The organism is Streptomyces caatingaensis, assembly GCF_001187435.1.
Classification (GTDB): Bacteria; Actinomycetota; Actinomycetes; order Streptomycetales; family Streptomycetaceae; genus Streptomyces; species Streptomyces caatingaensis.
Genome location: NZ_LFXA01000017.1, coordinates 267,007 through 284,743 on the forward strand (window position 1 = coordinate 267,007; position 17,737 = coordinate 284,743).

Consider the following 17,737-nt stretch of genomic DNA (forward strand, 5'->3'; position numbering starts at 1 on the left):
GAGTGAGACGAGCTGGGAGATCTGATGACGGAGCGGAGTTACGTCGTGCCCTGGGGGAAACGGGGCGGCATTCTGGGGGAGGCGGAGGCCGCGGTGCTGGCCGAACTCGTCCGCGACGACACGCCGTTGTCGCTGGGGACGTGGCGGGAGCGGTTCGAGCAGTCCTTCGCCGGGCTGGTCGGCAGCGAGCACGCCGTCACCGCGACCAGCGGGACGGTCGCCCTCGAACTGGCCATCAGGATGCTCGACCTGGAGCCGGGCGACGAGGTGATCGTCACCCCGCAGACCTACCAGGCCACCGTGCAGCCGCTGCTGGACTACGACGTCACCGTCAGGTTCTGCGACATCGACCCGGCCACCCTCAACATCGACCCCGCCGCCGTGCGGGCCCTGATCACGCCGCGGACCAAGGCGCTGCTGCTCGTGCACTACGGCGGCTGCCCGGCCGAGATGGACGAGATCATGGCGCTGGCCGACCGGCACGGGTTCCTGGTGCTGGAGGACTGCGCGCACGCCCTGGGCGCGCACTACAAGGGCCGCGCCCCGGGCTCGCTGGCCCACATCGCCACCTTCAGCTTCCAGAACGCCAAGAACATCACCACCCTCGGCGAGGGCGGCATGGTCACCTGCGACCGCGACGACTGGGCGGTGCGGCTGGACCGGCTGCGCTCCAACGACGTGGACGCGGAGCTGGAGAAGGCCGTCCCCGCACCCGGTTCCGACCGGGCGATGGAGCCGATCGTGCTGCCTTGGATGAAGTACTCCGCGTCCGTCTACAGCGACTCGGTGCGCCGCCTGCGGTACGCCGGGACCAACGCCACGATGTCCGAGGCCGCCGCGGCCGTGGGCCTGGCGCAGCTCGGCCGGCTGGACGCGGTGACGGAGGCGCGGCGCGCGATCGCCGCGCGGCTGGACGAGGTGCTGGAGCGGTACCCGTTCATGCGGCCGCAGGCGACGCCCGCGTACAGCGCCCACGCCCACCACCTCTACACCTGCTTCGCGGACCGGCAGGAGGTGCGCGACCAGCTCGTGCTGGCCCTGGACCGGCGCGGGGTGGAGATCCAGCTCCGCTACTTCCCGCAGCACCTGCTGCCCGAGTGGCGGCACCGCGGCCACCGGGCCGGCGAGTGCCCGGTGGCGGAGCGGCTGTGGTTCGAGGAGCACCTCAACCTGCCCTGCAACCCGCGGCTGAGCGGCTTCCAGGCCGACTACCTCGTGGAGGCGCTCGACGAGTCGCTGGCCGAGATCGGCGGCGGCCCGTCGGCACCGGCCCCGGCGGTCCTGGCCGCCGTCCGCGACCGGTGAGCCCCGCGCCGCCGGCCGCCGCCGTCGCCGGACCCCCGCGCACCCGGCTGCCGGCGCCCCCGCCGGCCGACGGGCCGGTCGCCGTGCGGATCAGCGCCCTGGACCTGTCGGGGTCGCCCCGGCTGACCGGGTGCGACGCCGACCACGTGCGGGCGCTGGCCGAGGCCGACCCCGCCGGGCTGCCGCCCATCGTGGTGCACCGCGCCACGATGAAGGTGCTCGACGGCGTCCACCGGGTGCAGGCGGCCGTCCTGCGCGGCGAGTCCGAGATCCGCGCGGAGCTGCTGTGCGGCCCGGAGAAGGAGAGCTTCGTCCACGCCGTGCGCGCCAACACCGCGCACGGGCTGCCGCTGAGCCTGGAGGACCGCAAGGCGGCCGCCCTGCGGATCCTGCGCGAGTACCCGCACTGCTCGGACCGCTCGCTCGGAGACGTCGCCGGGCTGTCCGCGCGGACCATCGCCCGGCTGCGGCGTTCGACCGCGAACGGGCCGCGGTCGAACGACGGGCGGCTCGGCCGCGACGGCCGGGTGCGGCCGGCGAGCACCGCCGAGGGCCGGCTCCGCGCCGGCCACCTGCTGCGCGAGCACCCCGGGGCGTCCCTGCGCGACGTCGCCCACCGGGCGGGCATCTCGCTGGGCACCGCCCAGGACGTCAGCCGCCGGCTGCGCAGCGGCCTGGACCCGCTGCCCGACCGGCTGCGCGCCGACGCGGCGGCGGTACGGGGGCGGCCGGAGGCCCACGCCCGCGCCGCCGCGCCCGAGGCCCCCCGGCCGCCCGAGGGGCTGGCCTTCCTGCGCCAGGACCCCGCGCTGCGGTCCTCGGACGCCGGGCGGGCGCTGATCCGGCTGCTGTCCGCCCACGAGGCGGTGCTGGCCACGGGCGCCGGCCCCGCGTCCGCCGCCGCCGTCCCGCCGCACTGCGTCCCGGCGGCGGCCGAGGCGGCGCGCGCCTGCGCCCGCGCGTGGGCCCGGTTCGCGGACGAACTGGCGCGGCGCGAGCCGTAGTTCCTTCCCCCTCTGTTCTGCCTGAGGAGCCACTTTGCCGACCAACGCCTCGACCAACGCCTCGACCAACGCTGCGACGAACGCCTCGATGGAGGACGTCCACCGCGTCCTGACGGACATCGGGCTCGACCCCGCCATCCTGGAGGAGGCGGGCCCGCACGCCCGGCTGCGCGCCGAACTCGGGCTCGACTCCGTCGAGACCACCGACCTCCAGCTCGAACTCGGGAAGCGGTTCGGCCTGGACATCGACCTGTGGGACCGCGAGGACTACACCCTGGCCGACCTCGCCGGGCGGATCGCGGCCGCGGGGAGCCGGCCGTGACGACCGCACTCGACCCGCGCGTCCCGGCCGTCGCGCCCGAACGGGCCGCGCGCTACCTGGAGTCCGGGGCCTGGACGGACGAACTCGTCGGCGACCGCGTCCTGGAGCGGTGCCGTACGGCGCCCGACAGCCTCGCCGTGATCGACGGCGAACGGCGCGTCACCTACGGGGAACTGGGCCGCTCCGTGCACGGCGCGGCGGCCCGGCTGCGGGCGCTGGGCATCGGGCCCGGCGACCGGGTGGGCGTCCAGCTGCCCAACTGCTACGAGTACGTCGTCCTGGTGCTCGCCCTGCTGCGGATCGGCGCGCCGCCGGTCCTGATCCTGCCCGCCTTCCGCGAGCACGAGCTCGACCACATCGTCTCCGTCACCGAGCCGGTGGCCCTCGCGGTGGAGGCCGGCGGCCGCCGGTCCGACGCGCTCGGCACGGCGCGCCGCCTGCGGGAGCGGCGGCCGTCGCTGCGGCACCTGCTGGTGCGCGGGGGCGGGGACGGCTGCGTCGACCTGGCCGGACTGTGCCGGGCCGACGGCCCGGTGACGCCGTACGACGAGCCGGGCGCGGCGCCCGGGGACACGGCCGTCTTCCTGCTCTCCAGCGGGACGACCGGCCTGCCCAAGGCCATCGCCCGCACCCACCAGGGCTACGGGTACATGATCCGTTCCGCCGTGGAGGTCGCCGGGGTCTCGCAGGACACCGTCAACCTCGTGGTGATGCCCGCCGAGCACGGCTTCGTCATGAACTGCCCCGGTCTGCTGGGCACGTTGTCGGCCGGCGGCCGGGTCGTGCTCTCCTCCCCGGCCAGCGCCCGGCGCGCCCTCGAACTCGTCGAGCGGGAGGGCGTCACGCACAGCACCCTCGTCCCCACGCTCGTCCTGCAGTGGATCGCCGCGGCCGGGGAGTCGCCCGGCGTCGATCTGTCGAGCCTGCGCGTGGTGCAGGTCGGCGGCGCGCGGCTGGCCGCCGACACGGCCGCCGCGTTCCGCTCCGCGCTGGGCGCGACCGTGCAGCAGTGCTACGGGATGAGCGAGGGGCTCCTGTGCTTCACCCGCCTCGGCGACCCGCCCGCGATCACGGACGGCACGCAGGGGGCCGCCCTGTCCCCGCTGGACGAGATCCGCGTCGTGGACGAGGAGGGGGCGGACGTGGCGCCCGGCGCCATGGGGGAGTTGCTCACCCGCGGCCCGTACACCGTCGCGGGCTACTACCGCAACGCCGACGCCACGGCCTCCGCGTTCACGGAGGACGGCTTCTACCGCACCGGTGATCTCGTCCGCGTCGACGGTCACGGCAACGTGATCGTGGAGGGCCGGGTCCGGGACGTCATCAACCGCGGGGGCGAGAAGATCTCCGCGGAGGAGCTGGAGGCCGTGGCGCGGCGCCATCCGCGGATCGCCGACGCGGCGGGGGTGGCGGTGCCGCATCCGCTGTACGGCGAGGTGGTGTGCCTGTACGTCGTGCGGGACGGTCCGGACGACGGCGGGGACCTCGACCTGCCGACGGTGCGGCGCTTCCTCGACGGGGAGGGGCTGGCCCGCTACAAGCTGCCGGAACGCCTGGAGACGGTGCCGGCGCTGCCGCTGACCGGCATCGGCAAGGTCGACAAGGCGGCGCTGCGGCGCGACGCGGCGGAGCGGGCCGCGGCCGGTTCGTAGCACGTCCCCGCCGCGCGGCCGCGCGGGCGACGGCGAGACGGGGTTCCCTCCGGGGGAGGGGGCCCGGGCACAACTCCCCCTCCGCACCCACCCCAAGGAGCACGCACACCGATGACCTGGATCAAACGCCTCCCCGGGGACGCCGTCCCGCGGCGGCAGCTCGTCTGCTTCCCGCACGCCGGCGGCACCGCGTCCTTCTACCGCCCCTGGCGGGCGGCCCTGCCCCCGGACGTCGAACTGCTCGTCGTCCAGTACCCGGGCCGGGAGGACCGCCTCACCGAGCCGTTCGCCGAGAGCATGGACGAGCTCGTCGCGGGCGTCTCGGCCGAACTCCCCGCCGAACTCGACCTCCCCTTCCGCTTCTTCGGGCACAGCATGGGCGCCCTCGTCGCCTACGAGACCACCCGGCAGTGGGAGCGCATGGGCCTCCCGGAGCCCGGACACCTCGTCGTCTCGGCCCAGTACGCCCCCGACGCCCTGCCCGCGGGCGACATCCACCTGGGCACGGACGACGACGTGCTCGCCGAGGCCGAACGGCTCGGCGGCACCGGGCCGGAGGTCCGCCGCACCCCCGAACTCGCCTCCCTCGTCGCCGCCCTGGTCCGCGCCGACTACCAGGTGCTGGAGACCTACCGGCCCTCCGACGGCGAGCCCGTCGGCGTCCCGCTGACGGCGCTGGGCGCCAAGGACGACCCCGAGGTCCGCCCGGAGGACGTCGCGGGCTGGTCGGCGTTCACCACGGGCGCTTTCGCCCTCCGGCTGTTCCCCGGCGGCCACTTCTACCTCCGGGACGACCCCCGGGGCCCCCTCTCCGCGCTCTCCTCCCCCTCCCCCTCCTCCCCCTCCTCCTCCCTCTCCGACACCGCGGAACCCGCGACCGAAGAAAGGCACGTACGTTCATGAGCGGCACCGAAAGCTATGACCTCGTCGTCGTCGGCGGCGGCCCGATCGGCCTGTCCACGGCCTGGCACGCCGTCCGCCGCGGCCGGCGGAGGGTCCTCGTCCTCGACCGGCACGGCTTCTTCAACGAGCGCGCCGGATCGAGCGGCAGCGAGCGCCACTGGCGCCTCCAGTACACCCAGAAGGACATCTTCGCCCTCACCCTCCAGACCCGCCCGCTCTGGCGGGAGCTGGAGGAACTGACCGGCCGCAAGCTGATCCACGAGGTGGGCAGCCTCTGGTTCGGGGACGTCACGGTGCCCACCAACGAGGGCCACATCGCCGACACCGCGAAGGCCATGGACGAGATGTCCGTACCGTACGAGTGGCTGAGCGGCAAGGAGATCGAGAAGCGGTGGGGCTTCGCGCACCTGCCCGCCCACTTCGAGGGCTTCCTCCAGCGCGACGGCGGCGCCATCGACGTCCGCGGCACCCTGACCGCCCTCTACCACCTCTCCCAGGAGCAGGGCGCGGTCCTGCGCGGCGGCGAGACGGTCCTGGAGGTCGCGCCCGACGCGACCGGCGTGACCGTCCGCACCGACCGCGCCGCCTACCGCGCCGACAAGGTCGTCCTCGCCAACAACACCCAGGCCAACGACCTGATGGCGCCGTGGGGGAGCGGCACGCTCGACATCCACCTCTACGAGATGGCCCTCGTCTCGCTGCGCCAGCGCGACCGCGCCGAGCGGCCGTTCTGGTTCGCCTTCCAGCCGCCCACCGACGAGGACACCAACCTCTTCTACGGCTTCCCGCCCAATCCCTGGTCGCTCAGCGACGAGGTGCGCCTCGGCCCGGACTTCGAGGTCAACGCCCTGGAGCACGCGGACCGGGCCACCGGCCGCCCGGACCCCCGGCACGTGCGCCGCGTCACCGACTGGGTCCGCGCCCACATGCCCTGGGTGGACCCCGAGCCGACCGCGACCGGCACCTGCCTGGCCGTCCTGCCCGGCGACCCGGCCCGGCAGTTCTACCTCGGCACCGCCGAGGAGCTGGTCGACGGCGGCGACCGCGTCGTGGTCTGCGCGTCCGGCTGGGCGTTCAAACTCGTCCCGCTCTTCGGCCGGATCTGCGCCGAACTCGCCCTCGACGGCACGACCGCGCACGACATCGCGCGCCACGCCCTCACCGGCCTGGTGCCCGGGACACCCCGGTGAGCGGCGGGGACATCGCCGTCGTCGGCATGGCGGCGCGCCTTCCGGGCGCGCCCGACGTCGACGCGTTCTGGCGGAACCTGCGCGACGGAGTCGAGTCGATCACCGCCCTCGACGAGGACGACCTGCTCGCCGAGGGCATCGACCGCGCCACCTTCGAGCGGCCGGAGTACGTGCGGGCGGCGCCCCTGCTGGACGGCCACGACCTGTTCGACGCCCGGTTCTTCGGCTTCAGCCCCCGTGAGGCGGCGCTGCTCGACCCCCAGCAGCGGGTGTTCCTGGAGTGCGCCTGGCACGCCATGGAGGACGCCGGGCTGGACCCCGGACGGGCCGGGCGCGGCGGGGTGTTCGCCGGCGCCAACATGTCCGCGTACTGGATGTCCAACCTGCTGGGCGGACGCCGGATCGTGCTCGACTCGGACATCTTCGAGCTCCAGATCCACAACGACAAGGACTACCTCGCCACCCGCACCGCCCACGCCCTCGGTCTCACCGGGCCGGCCGTCAGCGTGCAGACCGCCTGCTCCACCTCGCTCGTCGCGGTGCACGAGGCCGTCCGGTCGCTGCGGGCGGACGAGTGCGACACGGCGCTCGCCGGCGGCGTGTGCGTCCGGGTGCCGCACCGCGCCGGCTACCTCGCCGAGCGCGGCATGGTCCACTCCCCGGACGGCCACTGCCGGCCCTTCGACGCGCGGGGGGCGGGCACCGTCTTCGGCAACGGCGTCGGCGTCGTCGTCTTGCGGCGGCTGGACGACGCGCTCGCGGCCGGGGACCGGGTCCTGGCCGTGGTCAAGGGCTCGGCCGTCAACAACGACGGCTCGGACAAGGTCGGTTACACGGCCCCGAGCATCACCGGACAGGAACGGGTGGTGCGCGACGCCCTGCGCGCCGCCGGCGTCTCCGCGCGCGGCGTCACCGCCGTCGAGGCGCACGGCACCGCCACCCCCATCGGCGACCCGATCGAGATCAAGGCGCTGACCCGGGCGTTCCGCGAGGACACCGACGACAACGGCTTCTGCGCCGTCGGCGCGGTCAAGTCCAACATCGGCCACCTCGAAGCGGCCGCCGGCATCGCCGGGTTCGTCAAGGCCGTCCTCCAGCTCCGGCACCGGCAGCTCGTCCCCACCGTCCACTTCGCCGAGCCCAACCCGCGCATCGACTTCGCGGCCACCCCGTTCCGCGTCCAGCGGGACCTGCGGCCCTGGGACGCGGGCGAGCACCCCCGGCGCATCGGGGTGAGCGCCTTCGGGATCGGCGGCACCAACGCCCATGTGATCCTGGAGGAGTTCACCGCGGCCCCCGAGCCCGTACCGGCCGACGGGCCGCAGCTGCTGGTGCTGTCGGCGAAGACCCCCGAGGCGCTGGAGGAGTCCGCCGCGCTCCTCGACGAGCGGCTCGCCGCGCCCGACGCCCCGGATCTCGCCGACGCCGCCTACACCCTGCAGACCGGGCGGCGGGCCATGCGCCACCGGCGCGCCGTCCTCGTGCCCGCCGGGCCGGGAGGCGACCGCGCCGGACGCGTCGTGCGCCAGGCCGACGCGGGCACCGGGCGGCCCGGCACGGTGTTCCTCTTCCCCGGCCAGGGCGCCCAGTACCCCGGCATGGGCGCCGAACTGCATGCCGCCGAGCCGGTGTTCGCCGGGCACCTCGACCACTGCGCCGAGGCCCTCCGCCCCCGGCTCGGCTTCGACCTGCGCGAGCTGCTGCTCGACCGCGACGCCGACCCGGCGCGGCTGACCGCGACCGAGGTCGCCCAGCCGGCGCTGTTCGCCGTCGAGTACGCGCTCGCCCGGCTGCTGGAGCACTGGGGCGTCGTGCCGGACGCCATGGTCGGCCACAGCCTCGGCGAGTTCGTCGCGGCCACGCTGGCCGGGGTGTTCACCCCCGAGCGGGCGCTGGAGCTCGTGGCCCTCCGGGGCCGGCTGATGGGCGCGCTGCCGCCCGGGGCCATGCTCGGCGTGCAGTGCGACGAGGAGACGCTGCGCCCCCTGCTGCCCGACGGGCTGTCGCTGGCCGCCGTCAACGCGCCCGGACTGTGCGTCGTCTCCGGCCCCGGGCCGCTGACCGAGGAGTTCGCCGCCGCCCTCGCCGGACGCGGCGTCGGCACCCGGCGGCTGCACACCTCGCACGCCTTCCACTCGGCGATGACCGAACCGGCCGTCGCGCCCTTCACCGACGCGGTACGGGCCGCCGGGCCCGCCGCCCCGGCGCGGCCGTTCGCCTCCTGCACCACCGGCGAGCCGATCACCGACGCGCAGGCGACGGATCCCCGCTACTGGGGCGAGCACATCCGGCGGCCCGTGCGGTTCGCGGACGCGCTGCGCGGCGCGCTGCCCGGCGGCCGCGCCACCCTCGTCGAGGTCGGCCCCGGCACCACGCTCACCTCCCTGGCCAAGGCCGTCACCGCCGGGCGGCGCGGGATCACCACCGTCCGCACGATGCCGCGCCCCGGGGAGGAGGGGAGCGAGCGGGAGACGCTGCTCCTCGCGGTCGGGGACGTGTGGCTGGGCGGGGGGACGGTCGACTGGACGGCGCTGCACGGCGGTTCGCGCCCCAGGGCGGCGTTGCCGGGGTATCCGTTCGCCCGCGAGCGCCACTGGATCGGCCCGGGGCCGGCCTCCGCCTCCTCCGTCACGGCCCCGGCCTCCGGGCAGCGGGCCTCGCGGCCGGGCGGGCTGCGGTCGGCCTACGCGGCGGCCCGCGGCGACGTCGAGAAGCAGCTCGTCTCCGTCTGGGAGGAGTTCCTGGAGTACGAACCCATCGGCATCCACGACGACTTCTTCGAGCTCGGCGGCCACTCGCTGCTGGCGGCCCGCATCGCCAACCGTGCGGCGGAGGCCCTGGGGGTGCCCGTCCCCATGCGGGAGCTCCTCGCCCACCCGACGGTGGCGGGGCTCGCGGCCCGGCTGACGGCGTCGTCGGAGGGGTGAGCCGGCGGCGCCCCCTCCGGGGCAGGGCCCGGGGCGGATTCACCCCCGCCGCGCCCGATGGCGCCGCACCGCGTCCCGGTTGGCGCACCCGTGCGAGCAGTACCGCTGCCGGCCCGCCCGCGTGAAGTCCGCGAACGCCCGCCCGCACTCCGCCAGCGCGCACCGCCCCAGCCGCCGCATCCCCCGGCCCGTCAGGTGCAGCGCCGTCCCTATGCAGGCCGCCGACTTGAGCACCCCGGCGGGCCCCAGGCCGTCGTCGCGGTAGTGGATGTGCCAGCCCCCGCCGGCGTGGTCGGTGAGCCGGGGATGTGCTGTGGAGTCCGCGAGGAGCGCGTTGAGGAGGGCGACGCGCCGTGCGTCGCTCTCCGCGTCGACCACCCCGGCCCACCGCCCGAGGAACTCCAGCACATCGGCCAAGTCGGCCTCACTGAAGGGCTGTTCGGCCATCCCCGCCTCCCGGCACCGCCGCGCCAGCTCCTCGGCGGTCGACGGGGGGTCGTTGGTGAGCTCGACCACAAAGCGGACGGGGTCCTCCCCGTAAGGGTTTAGCTGCATAAGCCCATTACAGCAGAGTGGGCGCATGACCTCACCAGACCCCGTCCGGAAGGGCAGGTGGCTCCCCCTGGTGGCCACCTGCCTGGGGACGTTCCTGCTGCTCGTGTACACGACGATCGTCACCGTCGCCCTCTCGCACATCGCCGACGACCTCGACGCGAGCTTCGGCTCGCTGCAGTGGATCGTCGACGTCTACACCCTCGCCCTCGCGGGCCTCCTGATGGGCATGGGCTCGCTCGGCGACAACCTGGGCCGCAAACGGCTGTACGTGACCGGCCTGGTCGTCTTCACCCTCGCCACGCTCGCCTGCGGCCTCGCGGGGAACGTCCAGACGCTCGTCGCCGCCCGGGCCGTCCAGGGCGTCGCGGGCGCCGCGATGTTCGCGACGCTGCTGCCGCTGATCGGCCTCACCTACAGCGGCACGGACAAGGCCAAGGCGTTCGCCGCCTGGGGCGCGGTGGCCGGGGCGTCCGCCGGTGTCGGCAACATCGCGGGCGGGATGCTCACCCAGTTCCTCTCCTGGCAGTGGATCTTCCTGGGGGCGGTACCCGTCTGCGCGCTGACCATCGCCCTCTCCGTCAAGGTGCTCGACGCGGACGCCCGCACCCCGACCCGCGTCGACTGGGCGGGCATCGTCACCTTCACGCTCGCCGCGATCGGCATCATCTTCGGCTTCATCCGCGGCGGCGAGAAGGGCTGGTCGGACCCCGCGACCATCGGCGGCTTCGGCGCCGGCGCGGTGCTGCTCCTGGCGTTCGTCCTGGTGGAACGGGCCTCGGCGCACCCGATGCTGCCGCTGGAGCTGTTCCGCAAGCCCGCCTTCGACGGGATGCTGCTGTCGGCCGGCGGCTACTACCTGGCCGGGTACGCCTTCCTGCCGGTGATGTCGCTGTGGCTGCAGAAGAGCCTCGGCCTCAGCTCGTTCGCCACGTCGCTGGTCATCACCGTCCAGTCGGTGGCCTTCTTCGCCACCTCCGCCCTGCTCGGCAGCTCCCTGCACCGGCTGCCCGCCCGCTGGACCATCGGCGGCGGCTCCCTGATCGTCGGCCTGGGCAACCTCGCGCTGCTCATGGTGGGCCCGGACTCCTCCTGGCCGGTGCTGCTGCCCGGACTGGTGATCACCGGCTTCGGGGCGGGGCTGGTCTCGCCCGTCCTGCCGGCCGTGGCCATGGCGTCGGCCCCGCCCGAGCACAGCGGGGTGGCCTCCGCGGCGGCCAACTGCGCCCGGCAGTTCGGGCTGACGCTGGGCATCGCCGTCCTGGGCACGGTCTTCCACCACTACGTGCCGGGCACCGGCGCCGGGGCGTCGCCCGCCGCGTACGCGGACGGGCTGGGCGCCGTCTTCCTCCTCGGCGGCCTCGTCGGCCTGCTGGGCGGCGTGGTGGGCCTGTGGCTGCTGAAGCGGCCGGTGGCCGCGCCGGAGCCCGGACCGGCCCCGGCCGGGATGGGCACCGCCGAGGTCCGGTGAGGGCGCCGTATTCACCGCCCGATGTCGAACAGTTGACGGGGAATTGAGGTCGGCAGACGATCTGATCCGGATCCGGCCGGGGTTCTCAAGCCGTCAATTCGACGATCGCGCGCGACGCCGCGCGTGAATCGGTGAATCGAAGGGACCGTGTTCGTGACGGAAGTACAGCAGTCCGCGATCGATCTCTCCATCCCGCCGCCGCTGGACACGGCGGTCGAGGAGAGCGCCGCGCTCGCCGCGTATCCGGGCCTGCGCGCGTTCCGCGCCCGGCTGGGCGGCACCCCGCTCCTGGAGGTGCCCGGACCGCCCGGGGGCGCCCGGGTGATGGCCAAGTGCGAATTCGCCAACCCCTTCGGGTCGGTGAAGGACCGCACCGCCTACTCGCTGCTGTGCGCGGCGGTCGACGCCCACGGCGACGACCCGGCGCCGCTGCGGATCCTGGACGCCTCGGGCGGCAGCATGGCCCGCGCCCTGGCCCGGCTCGGCGCCCTGATGGGGGTCGAGGTCAGGGTCGTCGTCCCGGCGTCCGTGCCGGAGAGCCTGCAGGCCGAACTGCGGTCCGCCGGCGCCCGGGTGGAGCTGACCGACCCCGAGGAGTTCCTCCAGGGCATCATCCGGCGCAGCGAGGAGATCGCCGCCGAGGAGCCCGGCTGGACGCTGCTGTCCCAGCACCGCAACGTCGCCAACGTGGCGGCCCACGAGTTCTTCACCGGCCGGGAGATCATCGGCCAGCTCGACGGCGCCGCCCCCGCCTGCTGGGTGGCGGCGGTCGGCAGCGGCGGCACCCTCACCGGCGTCGCGCGGGCGCTGCGCTCCCGCTTCCCCGGCGTCGCGGTCGTCGGCGTCACCCCCGAGGAACTGCCGTACGGCACCGAACTCCCGCCCAACGGACTGGCCAAATTCGCCGGTGCCGGGGGATTCGGAAACGGTCTGCGGCAGCCGTTCGTCGAGCACCTGGTCCGCGAGATGCGCAGCGTTCAGGTGTCCTACGACCGGTCGCTGGACGGAACGCTGGAATTCCGGGAGCGGACCGGCCGGAAAATCGGCGCGTCCAGCGCCGCGAACTGGCTGACGGCCCGTGAAGTGGCCCGGGAATACGGTCCGGAGGAAACCGTCGTGACGCTCTTCGCGGACGCCGGTTCCCAGGAGGACTGGGCCCGGGCGGAGAGCCGGGGCCGCTGACCATGGACGCACCGCAGCAGCCCGCCGCGGGCTCCCGGCTCCGGCCGCTCCCCGACAGCTCCGCCGACCGGCCCGCCGGCCGCGAACCCGCCCTCGGCGTCTTGGCGCGGATGCGCGAGGACGTGGAGACCACCCTCGCCCGCGACCCGTCGATCATGACGAAGGCCGAGGCCCTGTTCCACTCCACCCTGCCGGCGGTCTGGCTCCACCGGGCCGCCCACCGGCTCTACCGGGGGAAGCACCGCATCGGCGCCCGGGTGCTGACCAGCGTGGCCCGGGTGCTGACCGGGGTGGAGATCCACCCCGGGGCCAAGGTCGGCCGCCGGCTCTTCATCGACCACGGCACCGGCGTCGTGGTGGGGGAGACCGCCGTGATCGGCGACGACGTGACCATCTACCAGCAGGTGACGCTCGGCGCGGTCGGCTGGTGGCGGGACAACCTGCGCGACGACGGCGAGCGCCGCCACCCCGTCGTCGGCGACCGCGTCACCCTCGGCGCCAACGCCACCGTCCTGGGCCCCCTCGTCATCGGCGACGACGCGATGCTGGGCGCCCACTCGCTGGTCCTCAAGGACGTCGGCCCGGGCGAGAAGGTCCTGGCCGAGCCGTCCGCCGACTGGCGGCCGCGCCGGGGCGGCGCCGAGGAACGCGCCTGAGACCCCGGTTCAACGAACCCCGTCCGGACGAAGGAGACATGAGCGAAATCCCGTCGGCCCTGCCGATCCCCTCCGCACCCGCCCTGTGCCCCCGCTGCCTCGCCGCGCTCGACGGGCCCGACCCCGCCGTCGCCACGGCCGCCGGGGCCGAGGGCTGCTTCGTGCGCACCCGTCTCGCGGAGCACGCCGACATCAGGTTCCACGTCGCCGGCACCCCGGCCGGTCCCACCGTGGGTGACCACAACTCCCATACGGACAAGCTCGCCGACGCCTCCGGCACCGTGCTGGGCACCATCACCGGCAGCGGCTGGAAGATCTACGAGCGGCCCTCCGACGGGCATGTGCTCTCCTACTACCGTGAGGAGATCGAGTTCGCGGACGGGACGATCCAGACCTCCGGCTGGATGGACTCCACCGCCGTGTGGGCGGGGGAGTGGCAGACCCTCCACGCCGTCGGCACCGGCGGCGCCTACCTGGGGCTGATCGGCGTCCGGCAGATCCGCCAGGAGATCCCGCGCGAACTGTTCCGGGCCAACATCGTGCTGTGCGCCGCCGGCGGCCGGTGAGGCCGGCGAACTCCCGGCGGGCCGCTCGGACTTGACGGATTCTTGGTCTTCTTCGTGGCCCGTGCGGCGGTTCCCGCCCGGCTTCCGGGGGCCGCCCGCATGACCGAGCGTCGCACGGTACTGTACGCAGGGTGTGCGCCGCCGGCCGGGCGGTCATGGCCAAGGATGACCCGTCCGCCGGGCTCCCGGGGGCGGCCGCGGCGCCGCGCGCCGCCCTCTTGCGCAGCCGGGCGGCCGGACGAGTCAGGCGCAAGCCCCCGCATCCTAGGGGATTTTCGGCCGAATCATCAGGAGGATTTGCCGTAGGAAATAAGTAAAGAACAATCGAACACGGACGGTGAGGGAATCCCTTTACCGTTGGCCAAGGCTGCCCGCAGCCCGTTAGGTTGCCAGTGCATCGTTCGCGAGAGCTGGAGGAACCGTGGGCCGCGGAGCTTCTGTTGGTCATGCACGGGGACGGTGGAACCATCTGTACCGCTGTCGCCCGAGCCGTTCGGCGCGCCGGGCGGTGCGGCGGTGAAACACGAGTCCTTACTGGCCTGTTGCCTGGAGCGGCTGTCCTGGTCACCGGACCGGCTGGCCCGTGAGATCAACCGGACCTGCGGTGCCGGCACCATCAGCGTCAAGGCCCCCTACAACTGGGTGAAGGGCTCCGTGCCCCGCCGCGGACTGCCGCACGTCGTCGCCCGGATCCTCTCCGAGCGGCTCGGAGAGCCGGTGACCCCCGGCGACCTGTGGCCCGACCGCTTCCCCGGAATGGCGGCAGCAAACACCCTCGATCCGGCCGTGGGCGCCTCGGTCACCCCCTTTCCCCCGCCCTCCGCCGAGGACGCCGTCACCGCCGCCGTGGACTGGCTGGTGGGCTGCCGCCCCCCGGTCGCCGCCCGCACCTGCGGCGAGGAGGTCGGCCCCGGCATCCCCGACGCCCTCGACGTCCGCGTGGCCCAGCTGCGCCGGCTCGACGACGACCGCGGCGGCCGCCTCGTCATGGACTGGGCCGTCCAGGAGCTGCGCTGGACCCGCCGGCTGGTCGCCGAGGGCAGCTACGACCACGAGACCGGACGGCGGCTGTACCGGGCCGGCGCCGAACTCGCCCAGCTCGCCGGCTGGACCGCCTTCGACCTCGGCATGCACGGCCACGGCAGCCGCTATCTGCTCGCCGCCCTGCGCTCGGCGCGCAACGCCGGCGACCGGGCGCTGGCCGCCTACGTCGTCTCGTCCCTCAGCTACCAGTCGATCTGGCAGGGCCAGGGCCGCCAGGCGCTGCGCCTCGCGCAGATCTCCTGCAAGGGCGCCGAGACCGAACCGGCGGGCGCCGGGCGGGCGTTACTGGCGAGCCGGCAGGCCAGGGCCTACGCGGCCGTCGGCGACGGCGAGGGCGTCGTCTCCTCGGTCGCCGAGGCGTGCGAGCTGATCCAGGCCGAGGAGACGGGCGGCAGCCCGCCCTGGAGCGAGTGGGTCACCCCCGCCGTCCTCTTCGCCGACGCCGGCCGGGCGTGGCTGGACATGGGCCGCCCCGACCGGGCCGAACAGCACCTCGTCCACGCCCTGGAGCTGTTCGGCGACACCCAGCCGCGCAACCGGCTGCTGCACTGGACGTCGCTGGCGGAGGCGCGGCTGGGGCGCGGGGACGTCGAGGGCGCGGTCGCCGCGACGGAGGAGGCGCTGGGGCTCTACGGGCAGGTCGCCTCGGAACGGGCGCGCCTGCGCCTGACCGGGCTGCGGGACGGCTTCGCCCGCTGCGACGGACGCGACGCCCGTCGTGTCGTCCAGCACATCACCCTGCTCCTCTCGGATGCCCGCCCCCTGGCGAACTGCGGCTGAGACGGCCGGGGTCCGGGCCCCCCGGGGCTCAGCCCCGGCGCGCCCGCACCCCCAGCAGCACCAGCAGATAAGGCCCCCCGACCACCCCCGTCACCACCCCCACCGGCAGCTCCACGGGGCTGAACACGTGCTGGGCGACCGCATCCGACACCAGCATCACCAACGCTCCCACCAACCCCGAAGCCCCCAACGCCGGCCCACCCCCGCGCACCAGACGCCTCCCCACCGGCCCCGCGACCAGCCCCACGAACGCCACCGGCCCCGCCGCCGCCGTCGCGATGGCCGCCAACGCCACGGCGGTGGCGAGCAGTCCCAGCCGGCACGGCTCCACCCGCACCCCGAGCCCCCGCGCCGCGTCGTCCCCCAGCGCGAGCATCCGCAACGGCCGCTCCAGCGCGAAGGCGAGGGGCAACAGGACCGCCAACGACCAGGCCAGCGGCGTCACATGGGACCAGCCGCGCCCGTTGAGACTGCCCGTCAGCCACAGCAGCACCTGCTGCGCGTCGTTCACCTTCGCCCGCGTCAGCAGATAGGAGATCACGCTGGAGAGCAGCGCCGCCGCGCCGATGCCCACGAGGACCAGGCGCTGCCCGCTCACCCCGCCCCGCCAGGAGACGAGGTAGATCACCGCGGCGGTGACCAGCGCCCCGACGAGCGCCCCGGCGGAGACGGCGAGGCCGCTCAGCCCGAGGAGCAGGAGGCAGGAGGCCGCCGCCGCGCTCGCCCCGGAGGTGATGCCGATGACGTCGGGGCTGGCCAGGGGGTTGCGCATCAGGCTCTGGAAGACGGCGCCGGCCGTCCCGAACGCCAGCCCGGCGAGGAGCCCGGTGAGCACCCGGGGCAGCCGGATGTCGAGGACGAAGAGCTGGTTCTTCCACTCGGCGTGGCCGCGGAAGGCCCCGATCACCTGGCCCGGAGGGACGGCGAAGTCCCCGAGGGCCAGCCCCGCGCAGCCCGCCACCAGGACGGCCAGCGCCAGCACCACGGCCACCTTCCGGCCCCTGCGCACCTCGTGCCGCAGTCCTGCGGTGCTCACAGCGCCCCCATGCGGCGCCGGCGGGCGAGGGCCATGAAGAAGGGGGCGCCGATCGCCGCGGTGACGATGCCCACCTGGAGTTCGCCCGGCCGGATCACCAGCCGTCCGGCGATGTCGGCCAGCAGCAGCAACGCCGGGGCGGCGAGCATGGAGTAGGGCAGCAGCCAGCGGTGGCCGGGCCCGGTCAGCAGCCGTACCGCGTGCGGGACGGTCAGGCCGACGAAGCCGATCGGCCCGGCCATGGCGGTCGCCGCCCCGCAGAGCAGGACCACCGCCACGGCGCCGGTCAGCCGTACCCGGCCGACACGGCGGCCGAGCGCGGTGGCCAGGTCGTCGCCGAGCGCCAGCGCGTCCAGCGACCGGGCCAGGGCCAGGGCCACCAGCGCGCCGACGGCCACGAACGGCGCGGCCTGCGCGACGACGTCCTCGTCCCGCCCGGCCAGCGAACCCACCTGCCAGAAGCGGAACTGGTCGAACGTCCCGACGTCCAGCAGCAGCACGGCGTTCGTGGCCGAGGACAGCACGGCGGTCAACGCCACGCCGCCCAGGGCGAGTTTCAGGGGTGTGACCCCTGCCCCGCCCAGTGAGCTCACCGCGTACACCACCGCCGCGGCCACGGCCGCGCCCGCCAGCGCGAACCACACGTAGCCGGACAGCGCGGTGACCCCGAAGACGTTGATCCCGAGCACCACGCCCAGCGCGGCACCGGAGTTGACGCCCAGCAGCCCGGGGTCGGCCAGCGGATTGCGGGTCAGCCCCTGCATCACCACCCCGGCGAGCCCGAGGGCCGCGCCGGCCAGCAGGCCGACGGCGGTCCGCGGCAGCCGCAGCGAACGGACGGCCAGGTGGCGGGAGTTGTCCGGGTCGAAGTGGAACAGCGCGTCCCACACCGTACGGGCCGGCAGGGACCGGGCGCCCAGCATGACGCTGGCCACGGTCAGTACGGCCAGTACCACCAGGATCGCCACCAGGCCCAGAGCCAGGCGGCGCTTTCCGCGGGAGGGTCCGGTGGGCGGGGGACCGGACGCCATGCCGGGCCGCTGTGACTGAATGATCTCTTCCGGGGCATGTGACACACGGTCAACTATGGTTAGGCTTGCCTCAGTTCGCAAGGGACGGCCGGGGACGGCCGGGGAGGACGGAGCCT

General features: G+C 74.7%; 15 protein-coding genes. 12 read left to right on the top strand and 3 right to left on the bottom strand.

The genetic code is table 11. The features are described from left to right. Window positions 1-24 precede the first annotated feature (24 nt). The 7 genes from AC230_RS23535 to AC230_RS23565 all read left to right on the top strand — a co-directional run bounded on the left by AC230_RS23535 (window position 25) and on the right by AC230_RS23565 (window position 9,303). Window positions 25-1,305 (top strand): DegT/DnrJ/EryC1/StrS family aminotransferase, encoded by a 1,281-nt coding sequence (locus tag AC230_RS23535; protein ID WP_049718335.1) that lies wholly within the window; start codon window positions 25-27, stop codon window positions 1,303-1,305. Continuing rightward, complete coding sequence (locus AC230_RS30460) at window positions 1,302-2,309, top strand: ParB N-terminal domain-containing protein (RefSeq protein WP_053161355.1); 1,008 nt, start codon at window positions 1,302-1,304, stop codon at window positions 2,307-2,309. Before AC230_RS23535 ends, AC230_RS30460 begins: the two co-directional genes overlap by 4 nt. 34 nt (window positions 2,310-2,343) lie before the next feature. Continuing rightward, window positions 2,344-2,631, top strand: coding sequence for an acyl carrier protein (locus AC230_RS23545; protein WP_241833354.1), 288 nt, complete (start codon window positions 2,344-2,346; stop codon window positions 2,629-2,631). Then, window positions 2,628-4,283 (top strand): (2,3-dihydroxybenzoyl)adenylate synthase, encoded by a 1,656-nt coding sequence (locus AC230_RS23550; RefSeq protein WP_049718336.1) that lies wholly within the window; start codon window positions 2,628-2,630, stop codon window positions 4,281-4,283. Before AC230_RS23545 ends, AC230_RS23550 begins: the two co-directional genes overlap by 4 nt. Window positions 4,284-4,394: 111 nt before the next feature. Continuing rightward, a complete protein-coding gene (locus AC230_RS23555) occupies window positions 4,395-5,186 on the top strand; it encodes a thioesterase II family protein (protein ID WP_049718337.1) in 792 nt (263 codons plus the stop codon). Next, window positions 5,183-6,376 carry an NAD(P)/FAD-dependent oxidoreductase gene (locus AC230_RS23560; protein ID WP_049718338.1) on the top strand — a complete coding sequence of 398 codons (1,194 nt, stop codon included), beginning with the start codon at window positions 5,183-5,185 and terminating at the stop codon, window positions 6,374-6,376. The genes AC230_RS23555 and AC230_RS23560 overlap by 4 nt, the downstream gene beginning before the upstream one ends. Beyond that, window positions 6,373-9,303, top strand: a complete 2,931-nt coding sequence (locus AC230_RS23565) for a type I polyketide synthase (RefSeq protein WP_053161357.1) — start codon at window positions 6,373-6,375, stop codon at window positions 9,301-9,303. Before AC230_RS23560 ends, AC230_RS23565 begins: the two co-directional genes overlap by 4 nt. Before the next feature lie 39 nt (window positions 9,304-9,342). Here the strand turns inward: AC230_RS23565 and AC230_RS23570 are convergent, their stop codons facing one another. Then, window positions 9,343-9,858 (bottom strand): CGNR zinc finger domain-containing protein, encoded by a 516-nt coding sequence (locus AC230_RS23570; protein WP_049718853.1) that lies wholly within the window; start codon window positions 9,856-9,858, stop codon window positions 9,343-9,345. Window positions 9,859-9,883: 25 nt separating this feature from the next. On the opposite strand from AC230_RS23570, the gene AC230_RS23575 reads away from it, so the two are divergent. The 5 genes from AC230_RS23575 to AC230_RS23595 all read left to right on the top strand — a co-directional run bounded on the left by AC230_RS23575 (window position 9,884) and on the right by AC230_RS23595 (window position 15,554). After that, on the top strand, window positions 9,884-11,326 hold the full coding sequence (locus AC230_RS23575; protein ID WP_049718339.1) for an MFS transporter: 1,443 nt from the start codon (window positions 9,884-9,886) through the stop codon (window positions 11,324-11,326). Between the two features lie 153 nt (window positions 11,327-11,479). Next, on the top strand, window positions 11,480-12,508 hold the full coding sequence (locus AC230_RS23580; protein WP_157868647.1) for a PLP-dependent cysteine synthase family protein: 1,029 nt from the start codon (window positions 11,480-11,482) through the stop codon (window positions 12,506-12,508). Between the two features lie 2 nt (window positions 12,509-12,510). Beyond that, window positions 12,511-13,164 (top strand): serine O-acetyltransferase EpsC, encoded by a 654-nt coding sequence (gene epsC / locus AC230_RS23585; protein WP_078871528.1) that lies wholly within the window; start codon window positions 12,511-12,513, stop codon window positions 13,162-13,164. Window positions 13,165-13,202: 38 nt separating this feature from the next. Then, complete coding sequence (locus AC230_RS23590; protein WP_049718340.1) at window positions 13,203-13,730, top strand: allene oxide cyclase barrel-like domain-containing protein; 528 nt, start codon at window positions 13,203-13,205, stop codon at window positions 13,728-13,730. A 516-nt stretch (window positions 13,731-14,246) separates the two neighbouring features. Then, complete coding sequence (locus tag AC230_RS23595; protein WP_078871529.1) at window positions 14,247-15,554, top strand: NsdA family TPR-like regulatory protein; 1,308 nt, start codon at window positions 14,247-14,249, stop codon at window positions 15,552-15,554. A 28-nt stretch (window positions 15,555-15,582) separates the two neighbouring features. Here the strand turns inward: AC230_RS23595 and AC230_RS23600 are convergent, their stop codons facing one another. Both AC230_RS23600 and AC230_RS23605 read right to left on the bottom strand, forming a co-directional pair. After that, entirely contained in the window at window positions 15,583-16,590 is a 1,008-nt protein-coding gene (locus AC230_RS23600; RefSeq protein ID WP_049718341.1) for a FecCD family ABC transporter permease, read from the bottom strand. Then, entirely contained in the window at window positions 16,587-17,621 is a 1,035-nt protein-coding gene (locus AC230_RS23605; protein WP_049718342.1) for a FecCD family ABC transporter permease, read from the bottom strand. Before AC230_RS23605 ends, AC230_RS23600 begins: the two co-directional genes overlap by 4 nt. Between the last annotated feature and the right edge of the window lie 116 nt (window positions 17,622-17,737).